The 24,838-nt window shown below is 70.4% G+C and carries 20 protein-coding genes and 2 pseudogenes; 9 read left to right on the top strand and 13 right to left on the bottom strand.

The features are described from left to right. Positions 1 to 108: 108 nt before the first annotated feature. Entirely contained in the window at positions 109 to 1,317 is a 1,209-nt protein-coding gene (locus tag ACWD5D_RS34050) for an RNA-guided endonuclease InsQ/TnpB family protein (protein ID WP_451376658.1), read from the bottom strand. Between the two features lie 7 nt (positions 1,318 to 1,324). On the opposite strand from ACWD5D_RS34050, the gene tnpA reads away from it, so the two are divergent. Beyond that, positions 1,325 to 1,774 carry an IS200/IS605 family transposase gene (gene tnpA / locus ACWD5D_RS34045; RefSeq protein WP_451376661.1) on the top strand — a complete coding sequence of 150 codons (450 nt, stop codon included), beginning with the start codon at positions 1,325 to 1,327 and terminating at the stop codon, positions 1,772 to 1,774. Between the two features lie 453 nt (positions 1,775 to 2,227). Here tnpA and ACWD5D_RS34040 read toward each other — a convergent pair whose 3' ends face one another. The 7 genes from ACWD5D_RS34040 to ACWD5D_RS34010 all read right to left on the bottom strand — a co-directional run bounded on the left by ACWD5D_RS34040 (position 2,228) and on the right by ACWD5D_RS34010 (position 13,899). After that, positions 2,228 to 2,470, bottom strand: a complete 243-nt coding sequence (locus tag ACWD5D_RS34040) for an SDR family oxidoreductase (protein WP_451376657.1) — start codon at positions 2,468 to 2,470, stop codon at positions 2,228 to 2,230. 179 nt (positions 2,471 to 2,649) lie between these two features. Then, positions 2,650 to 2,970, bottom strand: coding sequence for a GYD domain-containing protein (locus tag ACWD5D_RS34035; protein ID WP_451376656.1), 321 nt, complete (start codon positions 2,968 to 2,970; stop codon positions 2,650 to 2,652). Positions 2,971 to 3,333: 363 nt separating this feature from the next. Beyond that, positions 3,334 to 3,867, bottom strand: a complete 534-nt coding sequence (locus ACWD5D_RS34030; RefSeq protein WP_451376655.1) for a GNAT family N-acetyltransferase — start codon at positions 3,865 to 3,867, stop codon at positions 3,334 to 3,336. 108 nt (positions 3,868 to 3,975) lie between these two features. Continuing rightward, positions 3,976 to 4,569, bottom strand: coding sequence for a phage tail protein (locus ACWD5D_RS34025; protein WP_451376654.1), 594 nt, complete (start codon positions 4,567 to 4,569; stop codon positions 3,976 to 3,978). Positions 4,570 to 4,580: 11 nt separating this feature from the next. Further along, a complete protein-coding gene (locus tag ACWD5D_RS34020) occupies positions 4,581 to 5,153 on the bottom strand; it encodes a phage tail protein (RefSeq protein ID WP_451376653.1) in 573 nt (190 codons plus the stop codon). A 41-nt stretch (positions 5,154 to 5,194) separates the two neighbouring features. After that, the gene (locus ACWD5D_RS34015; protein ID WP_451376652.1) at positions 5,195 to 5,758 is read right to left on the bottom strand and encodes a phage tail protein; all 564 of its coding nucleotides are present in this window, start codon (positions 5,756 to 5,758) and stop codon (positions 5,195 to 5,197) included. Positions 5,759 to 5,790: 32 nt separating this feature from the next. After that, positions 5,791 to 13,899, bottom strand: a complete 8,109-nt coding sequence (locus tag ACWD5D_RS34010; RefSeq protein WP_451376651.1) for an RHS repeat-associated core domain-containing protein — start codon at positions 13,897 to 13,899, stop codon at positions 5,791 to 5,793. Between the two features lie 224 nt (positions 13,900 to 14,123). Here ACWD5D_RS34010 and ACWD5D_RS34005 point away from each other — a divergent pair. Then, positions 14,124 to 14,339 (top strand): annotated as a pseudogene (locus ACWD5D_RS34005) (IS701 family transposase); the annotation flags it as partial. A 72-nt stretch (positions 14,340 to 14,411) separates the two neighbouring features. On the opposite strand, the gene ACWD5D_RS34000 reads toward ACWD5D_RS34005, so the two are convergent. The 3 genes from ACWD5D_RS34000 to ACWD5D_RS33990 form a co-directional block, all read right to left on the bottom strand. Next, a complete protein-coding gene (locus tag ACWD5D_RS34000; RefSeq protein WP_451376650.1) occupies positions 14,412 to 15,047 on the bottom strand; it encodes a Fic family protein in 636 nt (211 codons plus the stop codon). Next, positions 15,037 to 15,570: a hypothetical protein gene (locus tag ACWD5D_RS33995; RefSeq protein WP_451376649.1), complete on the bottom strand. Its 534-nt coding sequence runs from the start codon at positions 15,568 to 15,570 to the stop codon at positions 15,037 to 15,039. Before ACWD5D_RS33995 ends, ACWD5D_RS34000 begins: the two co-directional genes overlap by 11 nt. 314 nt (positions 15,571 to 15,884) lie before the next feature. Next, positions 15,885 to 16,316: a hypothetical protein gene (locus tag ACWD5D_RS33990; protein WP_451376648.1), complete on the bottom strand. Its 432-nt coding sequence runs from the start codon at positions 16,314 to 16,316 to the stop codon at positions 15,885 to 15,887. A gap of 226 nt (positions 16,317 to 16,542) precedes the next feature. On the opposite strand from ACWD5D_RS33990, the gene ACWD5D_RS33985 reads away from it, so the two are divergent. Further along, complete coding sequence (locus ACWD5D_RS33985) at positions 16,543 to 16,707, top strand: hypothetical protein (RefSeq protein WP_451376647.1); 165 nt, start codon at positions 16,543 to 16,545, stop codon at positions 16,705 to 16,707. Positions 16,708 to 16,908: 201 nt separating this feature from the next. Here ACWD5D_RS33985 and ACWD5D_RS33980 read toward each other — a convergent pair whose 3' ends face one another. Together ACWD5D_RS33980 and ACWD5D_RS33975 are read right to left on the bottom strand one after the other, a co-directional pair. Continuing rightward, a complete protein-coding gene (locus tag ACWD5D_RS33980) occupies positions 16,909 to 17,379 on the bottom strand; it encodes a pyridoxamine 5'-phosphate oxidase family protein (protein ID WP_451376646.1) in 471 nt (156 codons plus the stop codon). Positions 17,380 to 17,514: 135 nt separating this feature from the next. Beyond that, positions 17,515 to 19,152 (bottom strand): IclR family transcriptional regulator domain-containing protein, encoded by a 1,638-nt coding sequence (locus tag ACWD5D_RS33975; RefSeq protein WP_451376645.1) that lies wholly within the window; start codon positions 19,150 to 19,152, stop codon positions 17,515 to 17,517. Between the two features lie 215 nt (positions 19,153 to 19,367). On the opposite strand from ACWD5D_RS33975, the pseudogene ACWD5D_RS33970 reads away from it, so the two are divergent. The 6 genes and pseudogenes from ACWD5D_RS33970 to ACWD5D_RS33945 form a co-directional block, all read left to right on the top strand. Next, positions 19,368 to 19,646 (top strand): annotated as a pseudogene (locus tag ACWD5D_RS33970) (3-oxoadipyl-CoA thiolase); the annotation flags it as partial. Positions 19,647 to 19,655: 9 nt separating this feature from the next. Further along, the gene (gene pcaH / locus ACWD5D_RS33965) at positions 19,656 to 20,417 is read left to right on the top strand and encodes a protocatechuate 3,4-dioxygenase subunit beta (protein WP_451376644.1); all 762 of its coding nucleotides are present in this window, start codon (positions 19,656 to 19,658) and stop codon (positions 20,415 to 20,417) included. Continuing rightward, entirely contained in the window at positions 20,417 to 20,971 is a 555-nt protein-coding gene (pcaG, locus tag ACWD5D_RS33960; protein WP_451376643.1) for a protocatechuate 3,4-dioxygenase subunit alpha, read from the top strand. The genes pcaH and pcaG overlap by 1 nt, the downstream gene beginning before the upstream one ends. Beyond that, entirely contained in the window at positions 20,958 to 22,385 is a 1,428-nt protein-coding gene (pcaB, locus tag ACWD5D_RS33955; RefSeq protein ID WP_451376642.1) for a 3-carboxy-cis,cis-muconate cycloisomerase, read from the top strand. The genes pcaG and pcaB overlap by 14 nt, the downstream gene beginning before the upstream one ends. Next, positions 22,382 to 23,533: a bifunctional 3-oxoadipate enol-lactonase/4-carboxymuconolactone decarboxylase PcaDC gene (gene pcaDC, locus ACWD5D_RS33950; RefSeq protein ID WP_451376641.1), complete on the top strand. Its 1,152-nt coding sequence runs from the start codon at positions 22,382 to 22,384 to the stop codon at positions 23,531 to 23,533. Before pcaB ends, pcaDC begins: the two co-directional genes overlap by 4 nt. Then, positions 23,533 to 24,744: a 4-hydroxybenzoate 3-monooxygenase gene (locus tag ACWD5D_RS33945; protein ID WP_451376640.1), complete on the top strand. Its 1,212-nt coding sequence runs from the start codon at positions 23,533 to 23,535 to the stop codon at positions 24,742 to 24,744. Before pcaDC ends, ACWD5D_RS33945 begins: the two co-directional genes overlap by 1 nt. The last annotated feature ends 94 nt before the right edge of the window (positions 24,745 to 24,838 follow it).

Below are 24,838 nucleotides of genomic sequence, written 5' to 3'. Positions count from 1 at the left end.
CAGCCCACCCCTCGCTCCGACGAACAGAACGATCATGCCGACCCCAGCAAGCCGACGCCGCCCGTTTGCTCATTTTCCAACGGAGTCCTGAAGGACGGCGATTCCCGCCTACCGCGCCGTTGAAGGCTGCGGTGTCGGGTGGGTTCCTGCTTCGCCGCGCTGTGCCGGGACGAGTCCCGGGCTTACCTGCGCTCCACAGGCTGACACGGCCAGTCCGGCCGCCTTGGCGACGTTGACCGCCGCGTTCACATCCCGGTCCAGGACAGCCCCGCACGCCCCACATGTCCAGATGCGGACGTGCAGGGGCTTCGGGCCGTCCTTCACACCGCACACCGAACACACCTGAGAGGTGGGCTCGAAGCGGCCGATGCGGACGAAGGTGCGCCCGGACCGGGCGGCCTTGTACTCCAGCATGCTCACGAACGCCGACCATCCGGCGTCGTGAATCGACTTGGCCAGGCGCGTGCGGGCGAGGCCCTTCACCGACAGGTCCTCCACGGCAACCGCTTGATTCTCGCGGATCAGCTTCGTGGAAAGCTGGTGGTGGAACTCTCGGCGCGCGTCGGCCACCCGCGCATGCGCGCGGGCGACCTTCAGCCGGGCCTTGTCCCTGTTCCTGCTGCCCTTCTCCTTGCGCGAGAGTGCCCGCTGTGCCTTCTTCAGTCGCTTCTCGGCCCGGCGCAGGAAGCGCGGACTGTCGACCTTCGTCCCATCCGACAGGACGGCGAAGTGCCGCAGGCCGAGGTCGATGCCCAGCTCCGGCACCGTGGCCGGCAGCACCTCGGACGGGCCGGTCTCCACGACGAAGGAGGCGAAGTATCGGCCCGCGCTGTCCTTGACCACCGTCACCGTGGACGGCGTCGAGGGCAGCATCCGGGACCAGCTCACCCGCACGTCGCCGACCTTCGGCAGCCGCAGCTTCCGTCCGGCCGTGATGGACCAGCGGGCGTTCGCGGTGAACCGGACGGCCTGCCGGGTGTCCCGCTTGGACTTGTACCGAGGCGCACCCACCTTCGGGCGCTTGCCCTTCAGGCCGTCGAAGAAGTTCTTGTACGCGGTGTCCAGGTCGCGGAGGGACTGCTGGAGAACGACGGCGGATACCTCGCCGAGCCAAGCCCGTTGCGGGGTGTTCTTGGCCTCGGTGATGAGCCGCTTCGACAGGTCACCGCTCTTCGGGAACGGCAGCCCCTGTTCGCGGGCGGTCTCCCGGGCCCTGAGGGCGTCGTTGTAGACCACCCGCGCACACCCGAACGCCCGTGCCAGCGCTGTGCGCTGACCGGTGCTCGGATACAAGCGGAAGCTGTACCGGAGCTGCACGCCGACCATGTTACAGAGTTGGTTTGTGGGTATCGATGAAAACGTTCGTACGGGCCGTCACTGTATTTTCCGCATGCATGTCCATTTGGTTTTCGTGACGAAATACCGGCATCCCGTCTTCGCCGACCGGCACCTGACGCGGTGTAAGGAGATCACGCGGAGCGTGTGCGAGGACTTCGAGGCCGAGCTGGTGGAGTTCAACGGGGAGGCCAACCATGTCCACCTGCTCGTGAACTTCCCGCCGAAGGTCGCCGTCTCGAAGCTGGTGAACCCCCTCAAGGGCGTGTCCTCGCGCAGGCTCCGCCAGGAGTTCCCCGAGCTCGTCCGGCACTACTGGCGGGCACAGCGCCTGTGGTCCGGGTCGTACTTCGCCGGGTCGGCCGGCGGTGCGCCGCTCAGCATCGTGAAGCACTACATCGAGCAACAGAACCGGCCGCTCCGACCCAGCCTGAGGTGAACAGTGCAGATCCGTGCACACAGTTGAGGTCAGAGCGGGCCAAGGATTCGCTTCACCACCGGGCTGAAGCCCGGTGCACTGCGAATGGCCCAGTGCGAGCCATCAGATGCGCGGGACGGGTACCGTGAGGTTGCGGTGCCCGCGCTCCGACCGGGATGACGCACACGTTCGGGAGACCAAGTCGCGATCACGCAAAGGCCCTGGGGAACTGGAAGTGTTCGGCGCGGGCTGCCGAGTTCGAGGGGACCGTCGTCAAGAACGATCCAGGTTGAATAGTCATGTGCGGCTTTGGTTTAGGTGGGGCCGGACATCAGTGAACTCTTTTCAACATCCTGATGCGGATCGCACGTTGGACGGCCGCGGCCACCTACTCCAGGCAGCCGTAGCGGCCGAGCGCCGTCCGGGCCGTCAGCGCCGGGGCGCGCTCGCTGTCCGACGGGTTCATGTCGGTCTCTACGGGCCGACCTGGACGACGTTGACAGTGATGCGGCGCGGCGCCAGGTCCCATGCCACGCCCTGGCTGTAGCCGGTGACGGCGGCCTTGGACTCGGCGTAGTACGCGAAGCCGGGCAGTCCGACGCGCACAGCAGCGACCGAGCCCATACAGGTGATCCGCCCGCCATCCTCCATCACGGAGGCGGCCGCGCGGATGCCGACGATCACACCGTGAGCGTTGACCGCGTGCGGCCGATCCAAGGCCGCACGGTCCGCGCCCGGTTCGCCGAGCGGCGCGCGGAGCGGGACACCCTGCCACGTTCTCGCCCGCGTCCGCGAGCGCCCGGTGCCGTCGCCGCGCCGATGTCGCGGGCGACCTGCCCGTCACCAGGGCGGCCTTGCCCCTCAGCGGCTGACTGATGGGTGCCGGTCCCGGCGGCTCAGCTTCCCGGCGGTCGGAAGTCGATCGTCCGCTTCGCCGCCTCGTCGACTTCCTCGACCGTCAGCAGTGGGATCGCCTTGGAGCGCAGGGCGCCGCTGGCCCGCACCGTCATCGCGATGGCGGCCATCGACAGGTGGTCGGGGAAGTCGATGACGATGTACAAGTCGTCATCCCCGTAGGCGAAGTACATCGACTCCAGCGTGCCGCCACACGATCCGACGACCCGCTGGACGGCCTCCTTGCGGCCGCTGCCGCCCTCGGCCAGCAGACCCTTGGCTCCCTCGGCGGTGTAACTGGCCTGCACCAGATACTTCGGCATCTCACACTCCCACTGCTCCACGCGGCCACGACGACGCCCCCGCCCGACCAGCATCGCCCACGCCCCGCGCTCTGTCTGCCCAGGCGCCGCCGAACGGCCGACTCACCGGACGGGACCCGGTCCCGGAACGCGCAGGCGTCGGGTGCCGGCGGACGAATCCGCCAGCTTCGTTGATCCAGCAACCAAGTGGAGAGATCGAGCGCCCCGGGGAAATGTCGGGGATCTGACCGCAATTCCGTGAATGCGCAGGTCAGTGAGGTGAGGACACCATCTGTCGCGGGGTGTCCGTACCGTCGCGATCAGTGCGCTCGGGGGCGTACGGACAGGGCTGGCTGTCTTATGACGATCGACGGCTCGGCGGGTTCACGCCTGGAACTCGGTGAGATCGATGGCGTGAACGCGCAGCGGGTAGCCGTACACCGGGTGTTCCGTCTCCCGTTCGGGCACCATGCCGAGCTTGCGGATGACGTTCTCGGAGGCGTTGTCACCCACCCGGTTGATGCTGATGACGCGGTCCAGGCCGCGGTCCTGGAGAGCGAACTCCAGCGTGGCGTGGGCGGCTTCCGACGCGTATCCCTGCCCCCAGAACTGTGAGCCGATCCGCCAGCTGATCGCCACGGCGGGCATCACCTCCGGCAGGAACTCGGGCACGGACAGTCCCGTGAAGCCGATCAGTTCACCCGAGGCCAGCAGCTCGACGGCGAAGAGTCCGAAGCCCTCCTCGTCCCACTCCTCCTCCCACCGCTCGATGTCCTCGGCCGTGTGGTCCAGGTCGCGCACCGAGCCGTCGTCGATCCAGCGCATGACCCGTGGGTCCGCGTTGATGTCCGCCATCGGCACGAGGTCGTCGTCGTGCCAGCTACGGAGGAGGAGGCGGGGTGTGCGGATCTCGGTCATGCGCCCATCCTGCCGAAGTCAAGGGCCTCATCGGAAATCCGGCGCTCGCCCGCGCTGCCGCTCCGGAACTCCGCCGTGGCATCAAGCAGTGCGCTCGCCCCCACCGAGTCAGGTGCCGCAGCGGATGATGAAGTTGACGTACGCGTTCACCGGGCGGGTCTCGACATCGCCGCCTGTTGCCACGGCGTGGGTATGCGCTCCGGCGGTGTCGGTGCTCGCGCTGGAGTCGTTCCAGATGGACCGGTAGGAACCGGTCTCAGCGGCGGACGAGCTGTCGGTGGGGACGCCTGAGACCGAGTGGCTGTGGGAGCCGGCGCCGCCCAGTGTGAACGGCGTGGTCGAAGGCAGGGCGGTGGCGTGGCTCTGCGTCGAACCGACGTTGTCGCCGGCGGCTCCCCCCGGGTTCGCCGCGGTCCGGCTGTCCGCGTCGGGGTCGCGCTTGGTGTAGTCGTCCACGCCGCGCAACAGATATCCGCGGTAGTCGGGCAGGTTGAACGTCTGGGTGCCGTTACCGCCGTGCAGCGTACCGATCACCGCGAACAGGTCCGGATAGTCGGTGGGGCTCAGCCCCCGCCCGTCGCAGTACAGCCATCCCTCTGCTTCCAACGCGCCCGCGTCGATCAGCCCGCCGTAGGACAGGATGGTGCCGACCACCAGGTCACCCAGCGGTACGACCGGCTTGGTGGAACCCTGATCCGTCATTGTTCGCTCCTTCAGGAGGTGGTGCCGTAGAAGATCAGGTAGTTGAGGTAGACGTTGACCGGACAGGTGTCGGAGTCTCCGCCGCCGACGGTGTGCGTGTGACTGCCGCTGTTGCCGCTGTCGGCGCTGTCGTCGTTCCACTCGGCGTAGTGGGACGCCGAGACGTAGGGATGGGAGGATTCCTTCGGCAGGTGCGAGACCGAATGCGTGTGGTCACCCTGGCTGTCGGTGCTGAAGGCGGTTCCGGTGGGCAAGGCCGTGGCCGTGCTTTGGACCGACCCGACCATGTCGCCTGTCGCGCCGCCCGGGTTGGCCGCCGTTCGGCCGGCCGCGTCGGGGTCGATCCCGGTGCCGTCGTCGACGCCGCGCTGGAACCGGCCGCGATAATCGGGCAGGTTGAACGTGCGCGTGCCGTCTCCGCCGCCGTGCTGCGTGCCGATCGCCTGGAACAGGTCGGCGTACGTGTCGCGGGACACCGTGGTGCCGTCGCACAACAGCCAGCCGGCCGGTGGCTGCGCGTTGCCCGAGACGATGCCGCCGTAGCCGACGACCGAGCCGACCAGTACACCGTCGACGGATGCCATCTGGATGGCATTGCTTTGCTGCGCAGAGGTCATTGTCGTCCTCAACCGTTGAATTTGATCACGAAGTACACGTATTTGTTGACCGGGCGGGATTCCGCGTCTCCGCCGGACTCGACCGTGTGGGTGTGGTCGCCGTCGCTGTCGGTCGACGTGTCGTCGTCCGGCCAGATCCCGTAGTGGCCGCCGGCCACCGCCAGCCCCTCTTTCGATGTCGGCAGGTGCGGTACGGCGAGCGTGTGATCACCGGTGTTGTCCGAGGTGAACGATGTGGTGGGCAGCGCGGTGCTGTAGGCCTGGGCGGAACCGGGATTGTTCCCGGGCAGCCCGCCGTTGTTGGACGGGCTTCGCGTGTGGACGTAGGGGTCCCGCCCGGCGCCGAGATCGACTCCTCGGGTGAATCGCCCACGCAGGTCGGGCAGGTTGAACGTGTTGTGGCCCGCGCCGTAGTTGCCGCCGACGGCGGAGTACAGCGCCGGGTACTGTCCCTGGTCCAGTTCGGATCCGTCGCAGTAGAGCCAGCCCTGGCTCGCGAGCCAGGGCGTGTCCAGTTCACCGGCGAAGGCGACGATGCTGCCGACCGGCACCGGCGAGGACGTGTCTGCCATTGCTTCTCCTCAGCGGGGCGTTGTCATTGCGTTCACACCTGCAGCCGTCCGCCGATGGTCCTCATCCAGAACCTCAAAGGGACGGGCCCGTGGGTCCACAGTGGTGGATAGAGGGCGGCTTCCCGCAGCACGCTCTGGGCGTATGTGGTGCAGTTGTTGGTGAGGTACGAGTAGGCCGGCGTCGCCGTCGACGCGATCTGTGCCTGGGCAAAGGCGCGCGCTCGTGAGACGTTGGCCGCGGGCACGTCGACCGCCCTCCAGACCATGCTCGGGGACACTTTTCCCGGCTGGAGCAGGTAGTTGGCAGGCATGATCTTCGTGTGTGCGTCCACCAGCGTCAGGTGGGTCGCGTCGAGTTCGGCCAGCGGCTGTGGCGTTCTCGTGCCCACCAGCACGTGCCCGTTGGGGCGTCCCGGGAGCGTCTTGCGGTATGTCATGACCTGCATCTCACCCCGATCGGCGGCCGCCGCGCTGCGGCCGGCCCTGACGGTCCGGTTCGTGCGCAGCATCGGACCCCGACCGAGGACACCACCGAGGGCGCCGCCGGCGAAGCCGCCGAGCGCCCCCTGCCACGCGCCGGTGCCCCCGCCCTCCATGAAGTCCCGGCCGTGGTAGTGGTTGAGCGTGCCGTTGGTGACGAAGCCGTCGATCGCACCCAATCCGGTCCCGATGAACGTCTCCACGGCGAACGCGGCAGCCGTGCTCGCGCCGAACGCCGCCGGAACGAACCCGAGTCCTGCCGCCGCCGCGCCGAACGCCGCGCCCAGCCCGACCATCCTGCCCCACTCGCCCACGTCGAACGTGGTCTTGGACGCGTCGGCGTGGCCGAATCCGTACGCGGCGCTGGCAATTCCGCCGCCGATGAGCGCGCCGCCCGCCACTGCACCGAGGACCATCCACCCGAGAGCGAGGCCGCCCGTCGCGACGGTCAGGATGACGCCGCCGGCAACGGCCAGGATTCCGCCGACGACGACTCCGAACGCCGCCCAGGACCAGGCGAACCCGCCGCTCGGGTCGTATCCGTTGACCGGGTCCGCGCCGGTGTACAGGTAGGGGCTCGGGTACTGGCCGGTGGGGTCGGTGCTCAGGAACCGACCGGTGTTCGGGTCGTAGAGGCGGAGCGGGAACAGGTACAGGCCGGTGACCGGGTCGCGTTCGGCGCCGGTGAACAGATACGGGTACACGGTGCTGGCATTCCGGTCCAGGGGTGTTCCCAGGAACCCGCCCCCAGGCAGGTAGTTGAACGCGCCGATCAGCCCGGTGTCATCGTGGACGGCCCGCGTGGAGCCGAGCCGACCGCGCAGCACGTAGGCGGTGCCCTGCGGGGACCAGACGGCGATGGCGCCGTGCGGGCCCGGGATGAGGTAACCGACGCGGTGGCCGCCGGAGGCGTCGACATGGTGCAGGACCAGCGGCGCCGCGTCGCCCGGGACGTAGAGCCGCTGCCCGTCGGGACCGGCGCGGTACAGCAGCGTGCCCGCGGCGTCGTGCTCCAGGCGCAGCGTCCCGGCCGTGCCGCACAGCCCGGCGGGAAGCCCTGTGACCGGTTCGTAGCGCAGGTCGGACACCCCGAGAGGTGGCGCGTCGGTGATGTCTCCGTCGCGGTCGTAGCTGTACGGGTCGGTCTCGACGCCGTCGTCGATCGCGCGTAGCCGGTTGGTGCCGTCCCGGTAGCGCAGCCGTTGCGCCGTGGTGCCGACGGTGCGGGCGATGAGGTTGCCGTTGGCGTCGTAGTCCAGCCCGCTGAGGTCGAACTCCTCGGCGGCGTTGTTTTCGGCTGTGGCGAGCCGGCCCAGGGTGTCGTAGCCGTACTGGTAGTCGAAGTCGGGGACGAACCCGTCCTGGCTCACCCCGGTGAAGCGGGTGCGGGCGCGGGCCGCCCGGCCGTCGTGGTATCCGGCGCCGTCCGGACCGCCGCTGGTGTAGTCGGTGGTCTCGGTCAGGTACCGGTCACTGACCGAGGCCAGCCAGCCGGGCGGGGTGTAGCGGTAGCTGCGGGTCAGCTCGGCCGGTCCGTCCGGCGCCAGCACTTCCCCGGCCAGCGCGCCGTCGGGAGTGTAGGTGAAGCGCGCCAGGTCGGTCGACTGCCCTGTGTGGTCGCTGGTGACGCCGACCAGGTCGTTGAAGCCGTCGGTGTGCAGGGTGGCGGTGAACGCGTCCGGTCCCAGCTGGGCGTCGTAGGTGATGTCGGTGACCGCACCGGTGGCGTCGTATTCGAACGCGACGGTGTGCGGTGCGCCCTCGGCATAGGCGGCGACACTGACGGTTCGCGACGTCACCAGACCGAGGTCGTCGTAGGTGTACGTGGTGCGGGTCGCAGGCGTGTCGTCGGTCCCGGGACCCGACCACGCCTGCCACAGCCGGCCGTACAGCCGTGGATCGGTGCCGTCGCCGTCGTAGCGGTAGCGCGCCAGCCAGGTACCGGGAGCCGGCAGCCATGCCGGGTCGTCGGCGTGCCGTTCCAGTTCGTCGCGGTCCCAGGCAGTGTCGCAGGTGCCCGTTTCGGCCAGTCGGCCCAGGCTGTCGTAACGGCGGTAGTTCAGATAACCCTCGACGGCTGCCTGCGGGAGTCGGCTGAACCGTAGCCGCCCCAAGGTGTCGTACACGTATTCGGCCTTGCCGTCGAGGTCGGGGCCGGTGACCGAGAGGGGGTTGCCCTGGAAGTCGTAGTCGGTCCGCTCGACGAAACGGTCCCGGTCGCTCACCCGGGTGTCGACCAGGTTCGGTTGGTGGCGGCGCACCACGTTGCCGTACAGGTCGTAGAAGTTGCGGGCGAGCGTGAAGGTGCCCGCGGCGCCCGCCAGGTCGCCCTGCGCCGTGGCGACGGTCCGGCCGAGCCGGTCGGTCCAGACGCGCGCGGTGCGCCCGTCGGGGTCGACGGTCACGTTCACCGGGTACTGTCCGGCGGGCAGGTCGGGCAGCAGCGGCTCGTGGCTGTTGATGCGGTACTCGGTGCGGGTGGTGTGCCGCCGCTCGACCGGCTGCGAGACATCGACGGCGAACGCCTTTCCCGGCCGTCCGGCCTCGATGGGGCGGCCCAGCGGCGAGGGGTCGAAGACCGTGCGGGAGAACGGGTACCCCTCGTCGTCGGGGTAGGCGCGGGTCAGCTCGCAGTCGCCCATCGCGCCGGTCGCCGAGTCCAGCGCGGTGACCAGACCGGGCCGGTAGCCGACCGGCTCGCCGTCGAGTTCGATGCTCTTGGTCGACACCGCGGCGCGGCCCGCGTCGTCGTACCCGGTCGCCGATACCCGGATGCGGGTGTCGGCGACGCGTTGAAGCTGGTGGGGGCGGCCGGCGTTGTCGGTCCAGGAGACGCCTACCACCGGGTCGGCGCCGACGGCGATCCACCGCACTGCCAGCGCCCCGTCGCCGGCCAGCTCGACCGGTCCGGCGAATCCGTCGGCGTCCAGGTGCTGGAGCACCAGGTGGCCGTCGACGTACCAGAGCACACGGTGCGGCCAGGAGGCCAGCAGGAGGTCGGTACCGGCCGGCCCGGCCGCCGAGGTGACCGTCGTACCGTCCGGCCGGTGCAGCGACCAGCGGCCTTCGGCCCAGCACACCGACCAGCCGCCGCCGAAGGTCAGCCGCAGTGGCTCGGTCACCGGCGGGTCGCCGGCGAGGCCGAAGCGCAGCAGGTAGCTGCCGTGGGGTGCCTCGCGGAGGGTCAGCGTGCCGGTGCCGGTGGCCTCGTGGCGCAGCAGGCCTGATGTCTGGTGCCAGCCGGCGCTGGGCTGCCACTGCGCCTGCCACTGGCCGCCCTGCCGGAAGTCGGTGAAGCTCCCCCGCCCGCGCAGCGCGACCATGAGCGAGCCGTTGGGCTGGGCGGGGTCGAAACTGTCGCGGTCGCTGCGCCAGAGCCGGTCTGCGGACATCGACAGTGGTGACCCGTCCGGTCCGATTTCGACGACGGGGCGTTTGAGCAGGTCGTACGCGATACGACGGGAGTCACCGAGGATGTCCACGGTGCCGCGCAGTTCCTGTCCGTCCGGGGAGTACACCGAGGCGCGCAGGCCGGCCTGGACCGGCGCGAACGCGATGTCGTCGACCAGCAGGTAGTGGTGGTCCTGCCGGCTGGTCAGAGTGAGGGTCAGCGACTGGATGACGCCCACGCCGAGCGCCTGCGGGTCGATGAGCTGATGCAGCCAGCGCCACTGGTCGTCGGTGGCGGGGACGGCGGTCACCATCGACGCCGTGTGGCCCTGCTCGCCATGGACCGTGATCTGCCATGCCGCGAGGTCCGGGTCGCTGACGAACCCCGGTTCGGTACACACCCAGCACGACAGCTGGTAGCTCCGGTCGCCGTGAGCCGGGGTGAGCTCGTTGGTGATACCGACGGCCACGGCGGGGTCGCCCGGGATGGCCAGCCGCCGCGACCCGGAGTGCGCGGCGCCCTCGGTGATGTAGAGCGCCGGGTCCAGGCCCGTCGGGGTGAGTGTCCAGCCGCCTGCGTCCTCGTACTCCTCGAAGCCGTAGTAGCACGCCTCGCCGGCACGTGGATCGGCGTCGGCCGTGGTCGCGACCGCGAAACGGCGCTCGCGGTCGTAGATGACGGCGGCGACATGGCTGCCGGCGTCCAGCGCCGCCAGCGGCTGGGCCCGCTCGGTGACGGCGAGCACCTGACGGGCCCGCAGCCAGCCCGGACCGGGATCGGCGTCCGGCTCCCAGCCCGCGAAGTCCGGCGTGCCGGTACCCGTCCACTCGTAGCCGCGGTGGGCCGCCCATGGACCCCACGCGTCGGAGTAGGTGGTGACCGTGCTGGCGGTGACCACGTCGGCTGTCAGGTCGGTGGCGGTCACCTGGCTCACCGGAACCAGGCAGTTGAGGTCGGCCAGTTGCTGGTACGCCTGCCAGGCGTAGGTCGTGTCGCGGCTGAGCCGCCGCGTGACGCCGGTGTCGTCGACGTTCTCGGTGATCTCGCGGCACAGCTGTCCCTTGGCGTTGTATTCGTACTCGGTGGCTGCCTGAAGCCATCCGTACACCGTGGCGTCCGTGCCGTCGGCGACGATCTGGTAGCACGCGCCGGCGGCGTCGCTCAGTGTCCACCGCCGGCCGGGGCGGTCGACCGTGATCGTGACCGGGTCGAACAGAGGCAGTCCGGCGGCGCTGAACCGGTGTCGCAGTACGGTCGGCACCGCCTGGCTGTCGAGGTCGCCGACCTCCTCCAGCGCGGTTGACAGCAGCTGACCGGTGGTGGCTTCGGTCTGGCGTCGCAGCAGGGTGTAGGCGCCGGCGATGCGCTGGCCGCTGTTGCCACTGGTGTACGTGTACGGGTAGTTGACGCTCTCGCTGACCTGGCGGCCGTCGGCGTCGTAGCCGCGGGCGCGAAACAGTTGCCCGTTGAGTTGGCTGAAGTAGGTGCGGGCGTTGGTGTACTGGTCGGAGGGCGGATAGACCACGCCGCGCACGGACGGGTTCAGGCCGTTGAAGAAGACCCGCTCGACAAAGCCGTCCGCGCCGTCGCCAGGCGTCGCCCTCACGGTGACGAACTGCGTCACCAGCCCGTACGGGTCGTAGGTGGCGGTTGCCAGGTCGTAGTCCACGGTCGTGTGCTGGGTCTGGTATCCGGTGTCACTGCTCACCTGAACGACCGGGTAGGCCACCAGCCGGGTGGCGACCGCGGCGCCGACCACCCGGTAGAGGGCCAGTTGGGTGGACTTGTCGAAGTTCGGCCCCCGGTAGGTGACGAACGTGCCGGGTCCGGTGAGGATCTGGCCGGGCTCGGCGTCGGGCACCACCACCCGCTCACCGGCCAGCGCCTTGTTGTCCGTCACCGCACCGTCGGCGAAGGTCAGTACATGCGTCGAGCCGCCGCTGTCGTGGTAGGTGAGATACTCCGGCGCCGCGTTGACCACGGTGGTCAGGTCCGCGTCCGCCGGGAAGGTGTGCACCTTGCTCCAGGTGCCGTCGGGGGTGCGCCGCAGCAGCTCGCGGCCTGCCGTGCGGTATCCCTCGGTGAGGGTCGGCAACCCGGGAGCGGCCCCGCTGAGGTGCGCCTTCGGGCGCCAGCTGTTGCCGTAGGGATCGTACTCGTAGAGGTCACTGGTCCACCGGTTGTCGGCCTGGACCGTGGTGACGTAGGCGGCATCCGCGGCGTAGCTGCAGGTGTAGCGGGGTCCGGTGACCGGTGTGACCCCGGCGATCGTCTGCCAGCGCGCGCCGTCGAAGCGGAACAGGTGCTGGCCGTTGCCGACCGTCGGCCCGTTCACCACCACGTACCCCACCGGGTTGCGCACGGTCAGCGGCTGTGACCCGTCGGCCTTCACCGGCGCACTGAACCGGTACGTCGACGACCAGGTGAGCAGCCGGGTGGCGTACCTGACGGTCTGCGACGGCTCGTCGATCGCGGTGACGAAGCCCAGCGCGGCGAAGGACGCCCCGGTGGCGAGCATATGCTCCCGAGAAGTCGCCCTCCACTCGACGTCCACCGTCTCGCTGACCGTGTCCCCGGACAGCCAGCGCCGGTCGGGGTCTCTGTAGTAGATCGTGGTGCGCAGCGTCCGGCCGGTGGTGGCGTAGGTGGTGGCGACGCAGAAGTTGACGCCGCTGGAGAGCGCGACCTGTGCGACGTCGGCGAGCCCGAAGCTGTGCTCGACCCAGCGTGAGCCGACCAGATCCCAATCGAGGATCCTGAGCTGTCCGGCGGTGGCGTCGGCGACCGCGAGGAACCCCGCACCGATACCGACCGCCGGTTCATCCATCGGCCGGCCGAGGCTGACCTGGTACGGGGTGCGGTCCCACTGTCCGAAGCGGAACTGGTCGGCACGTACCACGTGGACCCGGTACTGCTCGCTGCGCGCGTCGCGGTACCAGATGGCGAAGAAGCCGTCACCGGTCAGAACCCGCAAGGTTCCCGGCACCGCCGGCCACGCGTGGGTGTCCTGCTGGCTGGACCAGCTGCCGTTCCAGGAGTACACACCCGTCGTGACGTGGCCCGTCGTGGAGTTCTCCCAGGTGACCACCGTGTACGTCGGCCCGTGCCAGACCCGCGGCGTCCAGCCGGCCCCCGGGCTGATGACGGGCACCCGCAACGCGGTGTTGGGCAACTCGGTGGCCTTGTAGGTATAGGTCGCGCGGCCGCCCTGCGGAGTGAACACGCTCTTCAGCGCGCCCGAGTTCGGCTCGGAGGCGTCCTGGTAGTCGAACTCCAGGCCGGGGAGCGACGCACCGCCCTGGACCTCCTGGCGCAGCCCGGCGAGAAAGCGCTTGGTGTACGCGCTGTTGCCCGGAAATCCCGAGACGTTGCGCAACCGGTAGTCGAGTCGGGTGGTCAACGTCAGAGCACCGGTCGGATCCCGGACGTCGATCCGGTCGAGGTAGTGGTTGTCCTGGTGGTACTGATAGGCATTGCGCCCACCGGGTGGTGGCACCCGTGGCACCGGAGCTTCGAACGGCTCCTTCGGCAGATAGGCGAAGTCGACGGTCCTGCCGAAGACGTCAACGACCCGGCGCATCCGGCAGGAGCGGGTGTACAGCGCATTCGGGCTGGCGCCGATCGCCACGTCGTCATTGTCGTACTCGAAGGACATCGTGTCGCCGGCCATCGAACGGACCTCGTAAAGGTTCCAGGCGACCGGGAAACTCACTCCGTTGGCCACCGTGGACGGGCCGATCCAGTTGCCCCATCGCACGCCCCACTGCACCGCTCCCCGCCCGTACGTGTATGTGGTGCCGTCCTCGCGCACGACCTCCCAGTACTCGGCTTCGGGATGCGCGGCGTCGGGGAAGTACCGGATCCGCCAGAACTGGTGGTCGCGCAGTTGGAAGAGCTGTGCCGCCCCCTCCACGCCCACCCGTACCAGCTGCTTCGGGGCACCGGCTGTCATCAGGTAGAACACGTCGTCGAGACGGGTGCCGCTGTCCTGGTGCTCGACCATGATCCGGTCGTACGGCATAGACCAGCCCAAGCCGAGGACATCGGTGGGTTCGGTCCGGTTCCACCGCTGCGCCGCGCGATGCACTCCACTGCTGTAGAACGCCGTCACGTTCACGCCGAGGCCGTTGCGCCCGCCGAGCGTGACGAGGTCGATCGGCAGGTTCACCTCACCGCGGAACATGTTGACCACGTTGGCGGCATCTGCGCCTACGAACATCTGCGATGCCCGTACGCCAGGTGCGGCCGCTTGCTCCGCCGCGTTTGCCATGGCTACTCCCGTGGGGCGGGGCGCCTGACACCACCGCAGCTAGGGCAGGAACTTCGAGAGGTTGTCGTCGTGATCACTCGCAGGATGTATATGGATCTTTCTAGCAAAATGGATCTTACGTATGCAATGCAGACTTGTGCGCCAACGGTGGGGTTTCATGAGCGGCCGAGGCTTTCGCGTCACCGTGCCCCTCCCCTGCCCAGGAATGTCGCCTGCGGAGCCACGGCGGACGCAGCCGCTGGAACGGCGTGCTGCCCCTGCGAACCCTGCTGGTCGAACAGCCTGAAGAAGCCCGCGAGCCGACGGGTTATTGGACGACCAACCTGCCCGCCACCACCCCGGTCGCCGACCTGGTGCGGTGGGCGAAGATGCGCCGGCGGATCGAGTACGACTACCGGGAACTCAAACACGGCCTGGGTCTGGACCACTTCGAACACCGGGGTATCAGTGCTACCCGAGGTGTCGGCGTACACAGGAAGGTGCTCAGCTGTACGCGGCAGCGACGACTTCTCTCACCGCGCCGCTGCGGTTGCCCGACGGTGGGTGGCGCGGATCAGCACAGAGACCAGAGCCGCGAGGTCAAGGGCGCCGGCCGGGTCGTCCGCGTAGCGAGTGGTCTGCAACGGCCCCACTTCGTCCAGGCGCACCCCCTCCATCTCCAGGACGTGGGCGAGGGCCAGCAACGCCAAGCGGGCGTTGCCGTCCGGGTAGGGGTGGAAGAAGGCGATGTCGAGATACGCCCTGGCCGCACGGGCAGGCAAAGGCACCGACGTATCTGCGCTCTGACGCAGGCAGGCAGCGAAATCCCGCCAGGTGCGCGGCGTCAGCCCGTAACGTTCCCGGCCGCCCTTGGCGAAGGCGTCGCCCTGGCGCAGGCTCACGTCGGACATCCCGAGGACCTGCTTCTGCCAGGTGTCGAGCAGGGCCGGGGTGAGCGGTTCTCCCCGCGCGGCCGCGGCGCGGGAGAGGGCCATCGCGGCGAGCAGCCGGTCGGCGCGGTCCGGGTCGCGGTCGCGGACCGGGCCGTCGAACCAGGTGGCCAGTCCGTCGACGGCCGACCGCACAGGTGCCGGGCTCGTGGTCGCAGCCGAGGACCAATCGACCTGATCCCGCACCTGGCCCCACAGAGCCAGTGAGTCATCGCTCACGGTAGAACCCGCGACCGGTGAGGCGGACCGCCAGGTCCTCGCCCACCGCGTCGACCAAGGTCGCAGCGGGCTCGGCCCAGCTCTTGAACCGGCCGCCGATCGCGGCTTCCACCGCCTTCTCCGCCGCCTCCGGCCCCAGGCCGGTGAAGGACAGAAACCAGGTCAGCGTCGTGTCGCAGAGCCCGTACCAGGCCGACTCGGCATGAGTCCGGTCCACGACCGCAGTGACCAAGCGGGTCACCGCGCGCTCCAGATGCCAACTGCGGTCCTCGGCATCGGCACCGGGGCGCGGGGCAAGCTGCTCGAACCGCTCGGCCAGGTCCTCCAGCCAGTCGCGCCATTCCAGCACCGAGGCCACGACCCGCGCGGCGGTCTCCTCCGCCGCTCCGACCGAATGCGCGTCGCAGCACCAGGTGGCAACAGGTCCACCGTTGTGAGTTGACCAGTCCCAGCCACAGATCCAGCGGCCGTAGTGCGACACCAGGAGCGCGGTCACATCCCGCATGAAGCGGAAGTTCTCCATCCGATCGACGTCGGCAGAAGGTGTCATCCGGGCGACCAGCGCCGTGATCCGGGCCTCCTCGTCGTCGTCCCATGCGAAGGCGTTGCGACGAGGGTCGACCTCGGACCACGGCAGCGATCGGGCTCGAAGTTCTTGGTGGATGGACGTGGTGTACCCCCGAAGTCGGACGTGGCATGACCCGCCGCGAGATCATCCGCCGCCTCAAACGCTACGTCGTGCGGCAAATTTACTGTCGCATCGTCGGCACGACCTCCACGGCTGATCAACCAGCCACCGGCAAAGGCTTCGTTTGACATGCTTAAGGGGCCTGCCCCCTACGCGACCCAGCAGTAGACGCCCTGGCCCTGATGCCGGGCGCTGTCGGCGAGAGAAGCCAGATCACCCAGGATCACGGAGGCGATCTCCGTGTCGATGATCTCGCCATCCTCCGCGCGCTGCGCGGCCCACGAGACAGCGGCCTCCTCCAACTCGGATCGCTCGGCGTCGCCGAGCACGGCGGACAGGCGAGGCGAGACCGCGAAGACGCACCCGTCATTGCCCTGGCCGGCGACAAGACGAGGCTCACCAGCTTCGACCAGTTCCTCGAAGCTGCCGCCGGCAAGAAGACACTCCCACTCGACCACAGCTTGCTCGGGATCGAAGTTGCCGAAGGAGAGCGACTCGAATGCGCGTCGTGGCCCGGTTCGAAGAACCAAGGCTGCTGACGCATCATCCGGAGCCGCGAAGAACTCGACGATGATGCTCACTCAGACATCGTGCCGGACCGCCCACACGTTGGGTGAACCAATCCCTGGCCGGTGACGAGTACCGCGGCCATGTCGCCGCCGGCCGCCCCGACCGGGCACCTGACGGCCGACCCTGGCCTACTCCGCCGAGCACCTGACCATCAGCGCCAGGGAAGTGCGGACGGAACCTCATCCAAGGAGCGCCATCAGCGAGCAGGCGCAAGCGGTCAAGGGACAAGATCGTGTGGTGGAAGCGTCGGTGCTGGCGGGCGCCCTGACGGACCCGGAGAACGAGGGCTTTCGCCCGGTCCTGCGCACAGCAGTCCGTTCCCTGCCCGCACTGGTCGCCGGAACGGCCGTCCAGCAGACGGGCGAGGCACTGGTGACGGCGATCAGACAGGTACTGGGCTGAGCCCGGCGCACGGCCCAGGAGTTCGGCCGACATGGTGCAGACAATTCGTGGCACCGGTGGCGCCGCGCGGGAGCGGGCGGCAGCGGCGGAGCCACCTGCTCCCACAGGTCGTCCGGGGCAAGATCAATACGCACCTGGCGCAGGTGGTCGGCCGGCGTCGCCAAGCACAGGCCCGCCGCTCGACCTATGTGAAGTGGTCCATCAGACCAGCCACTTCCCGTTGCGCATCAGGGTCCGTCCGGGCATCTCGGGGACCGTTCCCCATGCCTGGAGCACCTGCGGGGTGACCTGGAAGAAGACGTACGAGGGGTGGTCCTGGCGCGGGTCCCAGCCGTCCTTGGCGGCGAAGGCGTCGCCCACCTCGGCCGGGAGCTCCTCCCGGGTCAGCATGCGCGCGGTGCCATGGATCAGGACGACGTCGCGGGTGTGGCCGAAGGAGAGACACACCCGTCCCGAGGCGCACAGGTTGCGTCCGGTCGGGTTGGTGTCGCGGGTGGCCAGCCACACCGCCTCGCCGTCCCACCAGAAGGCCAGCGGAACCAGGCAGGGCTCGCCGGTGGCGTCGGCCGTGGCGACCCATACGTCGTTGTCCCGCGCGAGCCGTTCCAGCGCTTCGTGCTTGCGCTGCTCAGGGCTACGGGGTCCGCCGGGGTGAGAGGTAACTGCCGTCACGAGATGGGAGGTTACGTCGTAGCGTGCTCGGTCACATCCGCCGCTGGAACTAGGGCGCAAGGCGGAGGGGTGTCCTCGTATGCACCAGGACACCCAGTGGAAGAAGGCTGCCGCCCTTCAGGGAACGCCGGCGTGTCAGCCCCTCGGTCCGAGGGCGAAGACCAGCGCGAGGTCCGCGTCGATCCGTTGGGCGGTCTGGCGCAGAGCGGGGAGGACGCGGGTGAGGATGTCGTCCGTGGTGGTGCGGCCGGCGTGGAGGGAGACGTTCGCCGCGGCCACGGTGCGGCCGTCGGGAGTGTGGAGCGGGACGGCGACCGAGCGCAGGCCCTCTTCCAACTCCTCGTCCACGAGAGCGAATCCGTCACGCCCGGTCTGCTCGGTTGCCCGCGCCAGGCGGGTTGGATCAGTTTCCGTGTGGTCGGTGAGCGCCTTCAGTTCGGTGTCGGCGAGCCAGGTGGTCAGGGCCTCGGGTGGGAGCCCGGCGAGCAGGACGCGGCCCATCGAGGTGGCGTGGGCGGGAAAGTGGGTGCCGACGGAGATGTCGACCCGCATGATCCGGCTGGCCGGGACCCTGGCGACGTAGCGGATGTCGGGACCGTCGAGGACCGCGACGGAGGCGGATTCGTGGACCTGGAGGACGAGGTCGACCAGGTGTGGCTGCGCCACCTCTGGCAGTGTCAGCGACGAGAGGGCGGCGCAGCCGAGGTCGAGTACGCGCGGGAGGAGGGTGAACCGGTTGCTGTCCGCCGCGACGTAGCCGAGCTGCTGGAGCGTCAGGAGCGAGCGACGGGCCGTCGCCCGTGGGAGGGCGGTGGCTTCGGCGGTCTCCGTCAGTGTCATGCCACCGGGGGCCGCGAGCGCGGCGAGCACGGCGAGGCCGCGGGCGAGCGACTGCAGGTACTCCGGGCCGAGCTCCTCCTTGAGGTCGCGTGAGGCGTCCCGTTCCGGCACGGGCGTGGCCGGTGGTGCCGGTGGTTCGGCGAGGGCCGCGTGCATCAGTTCGGCCGTGCGACGCAGGGGTTCGAGCGCGCGCTCGCGCAGCGACTGGGCGGAGTGGCGGCTGGTGTGGCTGGCCACGCTGAGCGCGGCGATCGCCCGTCCGTTCGCGTCCCGGACGGGTACGGCGACGGCGATCAGACCAGGCTCGACGAGCTGGTCGTCGACGCTCCAGCCGTCCTCGCGCGCCTGTGCGGCACGCGCCCGGAAGTCCGCGTCGCTCGGCCGGGTCCGCCCGGGGAGCGGCGGCAGCGCGGGAAAGGCGCTGTCGATGGGGTCGTCGTGGACCCGTTGCCGCCGGCGGGCGAACCGGGCCTCGTCCCAGTCGCCGGCGAAGAGCGCGCCTGGCGCGCACAGTTCGGCGGGGAGGGCATCGCCGACGCGGAAGGTGACCGACAGCGCCCGGCGGCGCGGTGTCTGAACCACGAAGCGCACCGCGTCCCCGTCCGGGACGGCGAGCGAGACGGACTCGTCCAGCTCGTCGGCGAGCCGCTCGGCGAGCGGCCCCAGCGCTTCGGGGATGCGGCAGGCGTGCAGGTAGGCGAGGCCGAGCTCCAGCAGGTGCGGCGCGAGGACGAGATCGCGGTCGCCCTCCTCACGCAGGTGTCCGAGGCGGGCCAGTGTGGTGGCGATCCGGTCGACGGGCGAGCGGGTGAGGCCGGTCAGCCGCACCAGGTCACTGCGGCGCAGCCGCCCGCCCGGGGCCCGCGCGAGCACGCGCAGCACGGCGAGCCCGCGTTCCAGCGGGCCGACGGCCGCGTTGTTCCCCTGCAACATGCCTCCCTTGATCGCCTGACACCTGTGACCTCGCAGCGGAACGGTACCGACCACGACGATCTCGTCCCAGTCGGCATCGTTGACAGGCGCGCCAGACGGGCGCACACTCTCCGCGGCACAGATTATGAAGGAAAGTTCACCCGGCGAACATGCCCGGCGAACATGCTTGGTTGAGCGGGAGGTAGGCGATGGACAAGGTGGTGCCCTCGGCCGAGGAAGCGGACACCCGCGCCCTCGCCAAGGCCGGACGGGGCTTCGCCGACCTCACCACGCTCGAACTCGACGAAGCCTTCGCCGCCCAGGTGCTCGGCTGCCTCGCCGAATCGCCCGAGTTCGACCCGGCCGTCCTCAACCCGCGCGGGGGTGCCATCGCCCTGGGCCACCCCCTCGGCGCGTCCGGCGCCCGCCTCGCCACAACCGTCGCCCACCAGCTCAAGTCGGCCGGCAGCGGCGTCGGCGTCGGCCAGGGCCTCGCCCTCGTACTGGAAAGGTAGCCCCGCCTCATGTCGCCCACCCAGCAGGAGATCTCCGCCGAGATCGCCACGCAGGCCGCCACCTACGCCGGGACCGCACGCTCCGGCGAGGTCCGGCACCATCCGGAGCGCCTCTACCCTCCCTACCGCAGCAGCGTGCTGCGTCACCCGCGGCAGTCGCTCGTCTCCCTCAAGGACCCGGACGCCGTCGAGCTCTCGGGCCCCGTCTTCGGCGTCACCGACATCACCGCGCAGGACGCCGACCTGACCCGCCAACACCATGGCGAGCCCCTCGGTGAGCGCATCACGGTCACCGGACGCGTCCTCGACCGCGACGGCCGCGCCGTACGCGGCCAGCTCGTCGAGGTCTGGCAGGCCAACGCCTCGGGCCGCTACGCCCACCAGCGTGACCAGCACCCGGCCCCGCTCGACCCCAACTTCACGGGCGTCGGACGCTGCCTCACCGACGACCAGGGCCGCTACAGTTTCACCACCGTCAAGCCGGGCGCCTACCCGTGGCGGAACCACACCAACGCGTGGCGCCCCGCCCACATCCACTTCTCGCTCTTCGGCACCGCCTTCGCGCAGCGCCTGGTGACGCAGATGTACTTCCCCGGCGATCCGCTCTTCTCCTACGACCCCATCCTGCAGTCCGTCACCGACGACGCGGCCCGCGCCCGGCTCGTGGCCGCCTACGACCACGACCTGTCCGTCCCGGAGTGGTCGCTCGGCTACCGCTGGGACATCGTCCTGGACGGCCCCACCGCCACCTGGATCGAGGAGGGACGCTGATGCTCCCCACGCCTTCACAGACCGTCGGCCCCTTCTACGGCTACGCGTTGCCCTTCCCCGACGGCGGCGCGCTGGTCCCCGCCGGACACCCTGACGCCGTCGTCGTGTACGGCCGCGTCCTGGACGGGGCGGGCGAACCGGTCCCCGACGCGCTGATCGAGTTCTGGCAGCCCGCACCGGACGGCAGCCGCAGCGGCGCACCTGGCTCGCTGCGCCGCGACCAGACCACCGGGGGCTACGCCGGCCGCGACGGTCACACCTTCACCGGCTTCGCCCGCGTGGCCACCGACGCCGACGGTTCCTGGACCGTGCACACCCTGCGGCCGGGCGGCGTGCCCTACCTCTCCGTCTGCGTCTTCGCCCGCGGGCTGCTGCACCACCTGTTCACCCGCGTCTACCTCCCCGGCCCGGACCTGGACGCCGACCCCCTGCTCGCCTCGCTCCCCGCGCAGCGCCGCGCCACACTCGTCGCCGCCGAGACGTCCGCGCGGGCGTACCGCTTCGACATCCACCTGCAAGGCGAACAGGAGACGGTCTTCCTTGACTTCCACTGAGTCTCTTCCCGCGTGGGCCGACATCGGTCTGCTCACGCCCGGTCGAGTCGGCACCCCCGTGGAGGCGGCCACCGGCGACGTCGCGGTCCTCCAGGCCATGCTCGACGCGGAGGCCGCGCTCACCCGGGCCCAAGCCACCGTCGGCCAGGCCCCGCCCGCGGCGGCCACGGCGGTGACGGCCGCGGCCCGCGCCGAACGCTTCGACCTGCGCGACCTGGCGACGCGCGCCCGCGCGGGTGGCAATCCCGTGATCCCGCTCGTCTCCGACCTGACGTCCGCCGTGCCCGCCGAGGCCGCACCGTTCGTGCACCGGGGCGCGACCAGCCAGGACATCATGGACACGGCCATGGTGCTCACGGCCACGCGCACCATCGCGCTGATCCTCACCGACCTGCACCGCGCAGCCGGCGCCCTGGCCGCTCTGGCCGCCGCCCACCGCGACACCCCGATGCCCGGCCGCACCCTGACCCAGCACGCCGTCCCCACCACCTTCGGCCTCAAGGCCGCGGGCTGGCGCAGCCTCACCCTCGACGCGGCGGACCGCCTTTCCGCGGTTCACCTCCCGGCACAACTGGGCGGCGCCGCCGGCACGCTTGCCGCGCTCAGCCCCCTCCCGCCCCAGGGGCACGAGGAGCTGCGAGACCAGCCGGCCACCGCCCCCGCGCTCCACCTCCTCACCGCGTACGCCGCCGAACTCGACCTCCCCTCCCCCGACCTCCCCTGGCACACCCTGCGCACCCCCATCGCCGACCTCGCCAACGCCCTCGCCTTCACAGCCTCCGCCCTGGGCAAACTCGCCGCCGACGTTCTCCTCCTGTCCCGGACCGAGACCGGCGAGCTCGCCGAAGGCACGGGCGGCGGCTCCTCCGCGATGCCGCACAAGGCCAATCCGGTCCGGGCCACCCTCATCGCCGCCGCCGCGCGCCAAGCCCCCGCGCTCGCGGCCACGCTGCTCGGTTCCCTCGTCGCGGAGGACGAGCGCCCGGCCGGCGCCTGGCACGCCGAGTGGCAGCCGCTGCGCGAGTTGCTCCGCCTGACCGGCGGGGCCGCCCGTGCCGCGGCGGAACTCGCGGAGACCGTGCGCGTGTTCCCGGACCGCATGCTCGACAACCTCCATCTCACCCGCGGCCTGATCGTCAGCGAACGCCTCGTGGCCGAACTCGGTGAGATCCTCGGCCGCCGGGAGGCCAAGGAACTGCTGACCCGCGCCACCCACCGCGCCACCGCCGAGGGGCTGAGCCTCGACGACGCCCTCTCCGCCGAACTCGCCGACGACCCTGCCCTGGCCGGCCGCGTCGCCCCGTATCCGCTGAGCGGCCTGCTCGATCCCACCGGATATGTGGGAGCCGCGTCCGCGCTCGTCGATCGCGCCCTCGCACGCACCGCCAACCCGCCGTCAAGGAACACCCCATGACCGACCTGCTGCACTTCACCCTCGACGGTCCGGCCGATGCGCCCGCGTTGCTCCTCGGCCCCTCTCTCGGCACCTCGCTCGCCGTCTGGGACGCCCAAGTACCCGCACTGGCCCGGCAGTTCCAGGTGGTTCGCTGGGACCTGCCGGGCCACGGCGGCTCGCGGGCCGACCTGATCCACCCCGGCAGCACCGTCGCCGACCTGGGCCGCCTCGTCCTGGACCTTGCCGACCACCTCGGGCTTGACCGTTTCGCCTACGCGGGCATCTCCCTCGGCGGCGCCGTCGGCGCCCACCTCGCGGTCCACCACCCCGAGCGGATCAGCGCTCTGGCGCTGGTGTGCTCGTCCGCCCGCTTCGGCGAGCCGCAGGCCTGGCTGGACCGCGCCGCGCTGGTCCGCTCCGAGGGCACCGCTCCGCTGGCCGCCACGGCCCGAAATCGCTGGTTCACCCCGGGCTTCACCGGCAGCGCGGCCACCGCCCTCGTCGCGGACCAGCGTGCCGCCGACCCGGACGCGTACGCCGCCTGCTGCGAGGCGCTCGCCGCCTTCGACCTCCGTGACCGCCTGGACCGGATCACCGCCGCGCCACTCGTCATCGCGGGCCGCGGCGACGTCGCCACCCCGCCCGAGCACGCCCGCGAGCTCGCGGACGGCATCCCGGGGGCGGGCCTGGTCGAGATCCCCTCCGCCGGCCACCTGGCTCCGGTGGAGCAACCGCGCGCCGTTCTCTCCGCGCTCCTGGGCCACTTCGCCGCGTCGGCGAGCAACGACACCGACCGCCATGCCGACGGAATGGCCGTGCGCCGCGCGGTCCTCGGTGACGCCCACGTCGACCGAGCCGTCCAGCGGACGACCAGGCTCAGCAGGCCTTTCCAGGACTTCATCACCCGCTACGCCTGGGGCGAGATCTGGAGTCGCCCGGGGCTGGACCGCCGCACCCGCAGCTGCATCACGCTGACCGCGCTGGTGGCGGGCGGCCACCACGAGGAGCTGGCCATGCACGTGCGCGCCGCCCTCCGCAACGGCCTCACACCGGACGAGATCGGCGAGGTCCTGCTGCAGAGCGCCGTCTACTGCGGAGTTCCGGCCGCGAACGCGGCCTTCGCCATCGCCGACAAGGTTCTCGACGAAGACAAGGACGACCACTGATGCGCACCACCGTCGGCATCATCGGAGCGGGCCCGGCGGGCCTCCTGCTCGCCCGCCTGCTCCACCGGGCGGGCATCGACTCCGTCGTCCTGGAAGCGCGTGACCGCAGCTACGTCGAACAGCGCCAGCGGGCCGGGATCCTGGAGCAGACCACCGTCGACGCGCTGCGCGCCGCGGGTGCCGGACAGCGCATGGACCAGGAAGGCATCGTCCACCACGGCATCGAACTGCGCTTCGACGGACGCGCGCACCGAATCGACTTCCCCGCCCTGGCGGACGGGCGGAGCGTCATGGTCTACGCGCAGACCGAGGTGGTGAAAGACCTGATCGCCCTTCAGCTCGCCGAGGGCGACCCGCTCCTCTTCGAGGCCGAGGTACGGACGGTCGAGCAGTCGACGGACGGGGTGGCCGTCCGCTACGTCCGCGAAGGCACGGAGCACACGTTGCGGTGCGACTGGGTCGTCGGCTGCGACGGCTTCCACGGCGTCACCAAGGACGCGATACCCGACGACCTGAGGCGTAGTTACGAGCGCACCTACCCGTACTCCTGGCTCGGCATCCTGGCCGACGCGCCGCCCGTCTACGCCGAGCTGATCTACGCCCACTCCGAGCGCGGCTTCGCCCTCGCCTCGATGCGCTCGGCCAGCGTCTCCCGCCTCTACCTCCAGGTGCCGAACGGCACCGACGTCGCCGACTGGCCCGACGACCGAGTCTGGGACGAGCTGGACGCCCGTCTCGCAAGCCGTCAGGCTCCGGGCTGGAAGCTCGCGCGGGGCCCGATCACCGCGAAGTCCGTGCTGCCGATGCGCAGCCACGTCACCGAGCCGATGCGCCACGAACGCATCCTCCTGGCCGGCGACGCGGCCCACATCGTCCCCCCGACCGGCGCCAAGGGCCTCAACCTCGCCGCGACGGACGTCACCCTCCTCGCCAAGGCATTCGTCCACCTCCACGAGACCGGCTCGACACAGCTCCTGGACGAATACTCCGACACCTGCCTGGAACGGATCTGGAGGGCGGAGCACTTCTCGTACTTCATGACCACCACGCTCCACGCCGCCCCGGACCAGTCCCCGTTCGAGACCCGGCTGCAGCTCTCCCAACTGGCCCGCATCGCCGCCTCTCCTCACGCGGCGGCGGAACTTGCCCACAACTACGTGGGCGTGGCCCTGACGGACACCCAACGCCCAGCCGCCGCCGATCGCGGCTGAGCGCACACGGTCACGGCGCTGCCGTCGGGTGAATCCCGTTCGAGGACGGGAGTGACCGCGGCTCCCGTCCAGGCCGGTGACGACGATGATCGAC

The organism is Streptomyces sp. NPDC002520, assembly GCF_053595235.1.
The sequence above is the reverse complement of the archived record's forward strand: the minus strand, read 5'-3'. Positions and strand labels throughout refer to the sequence as shown.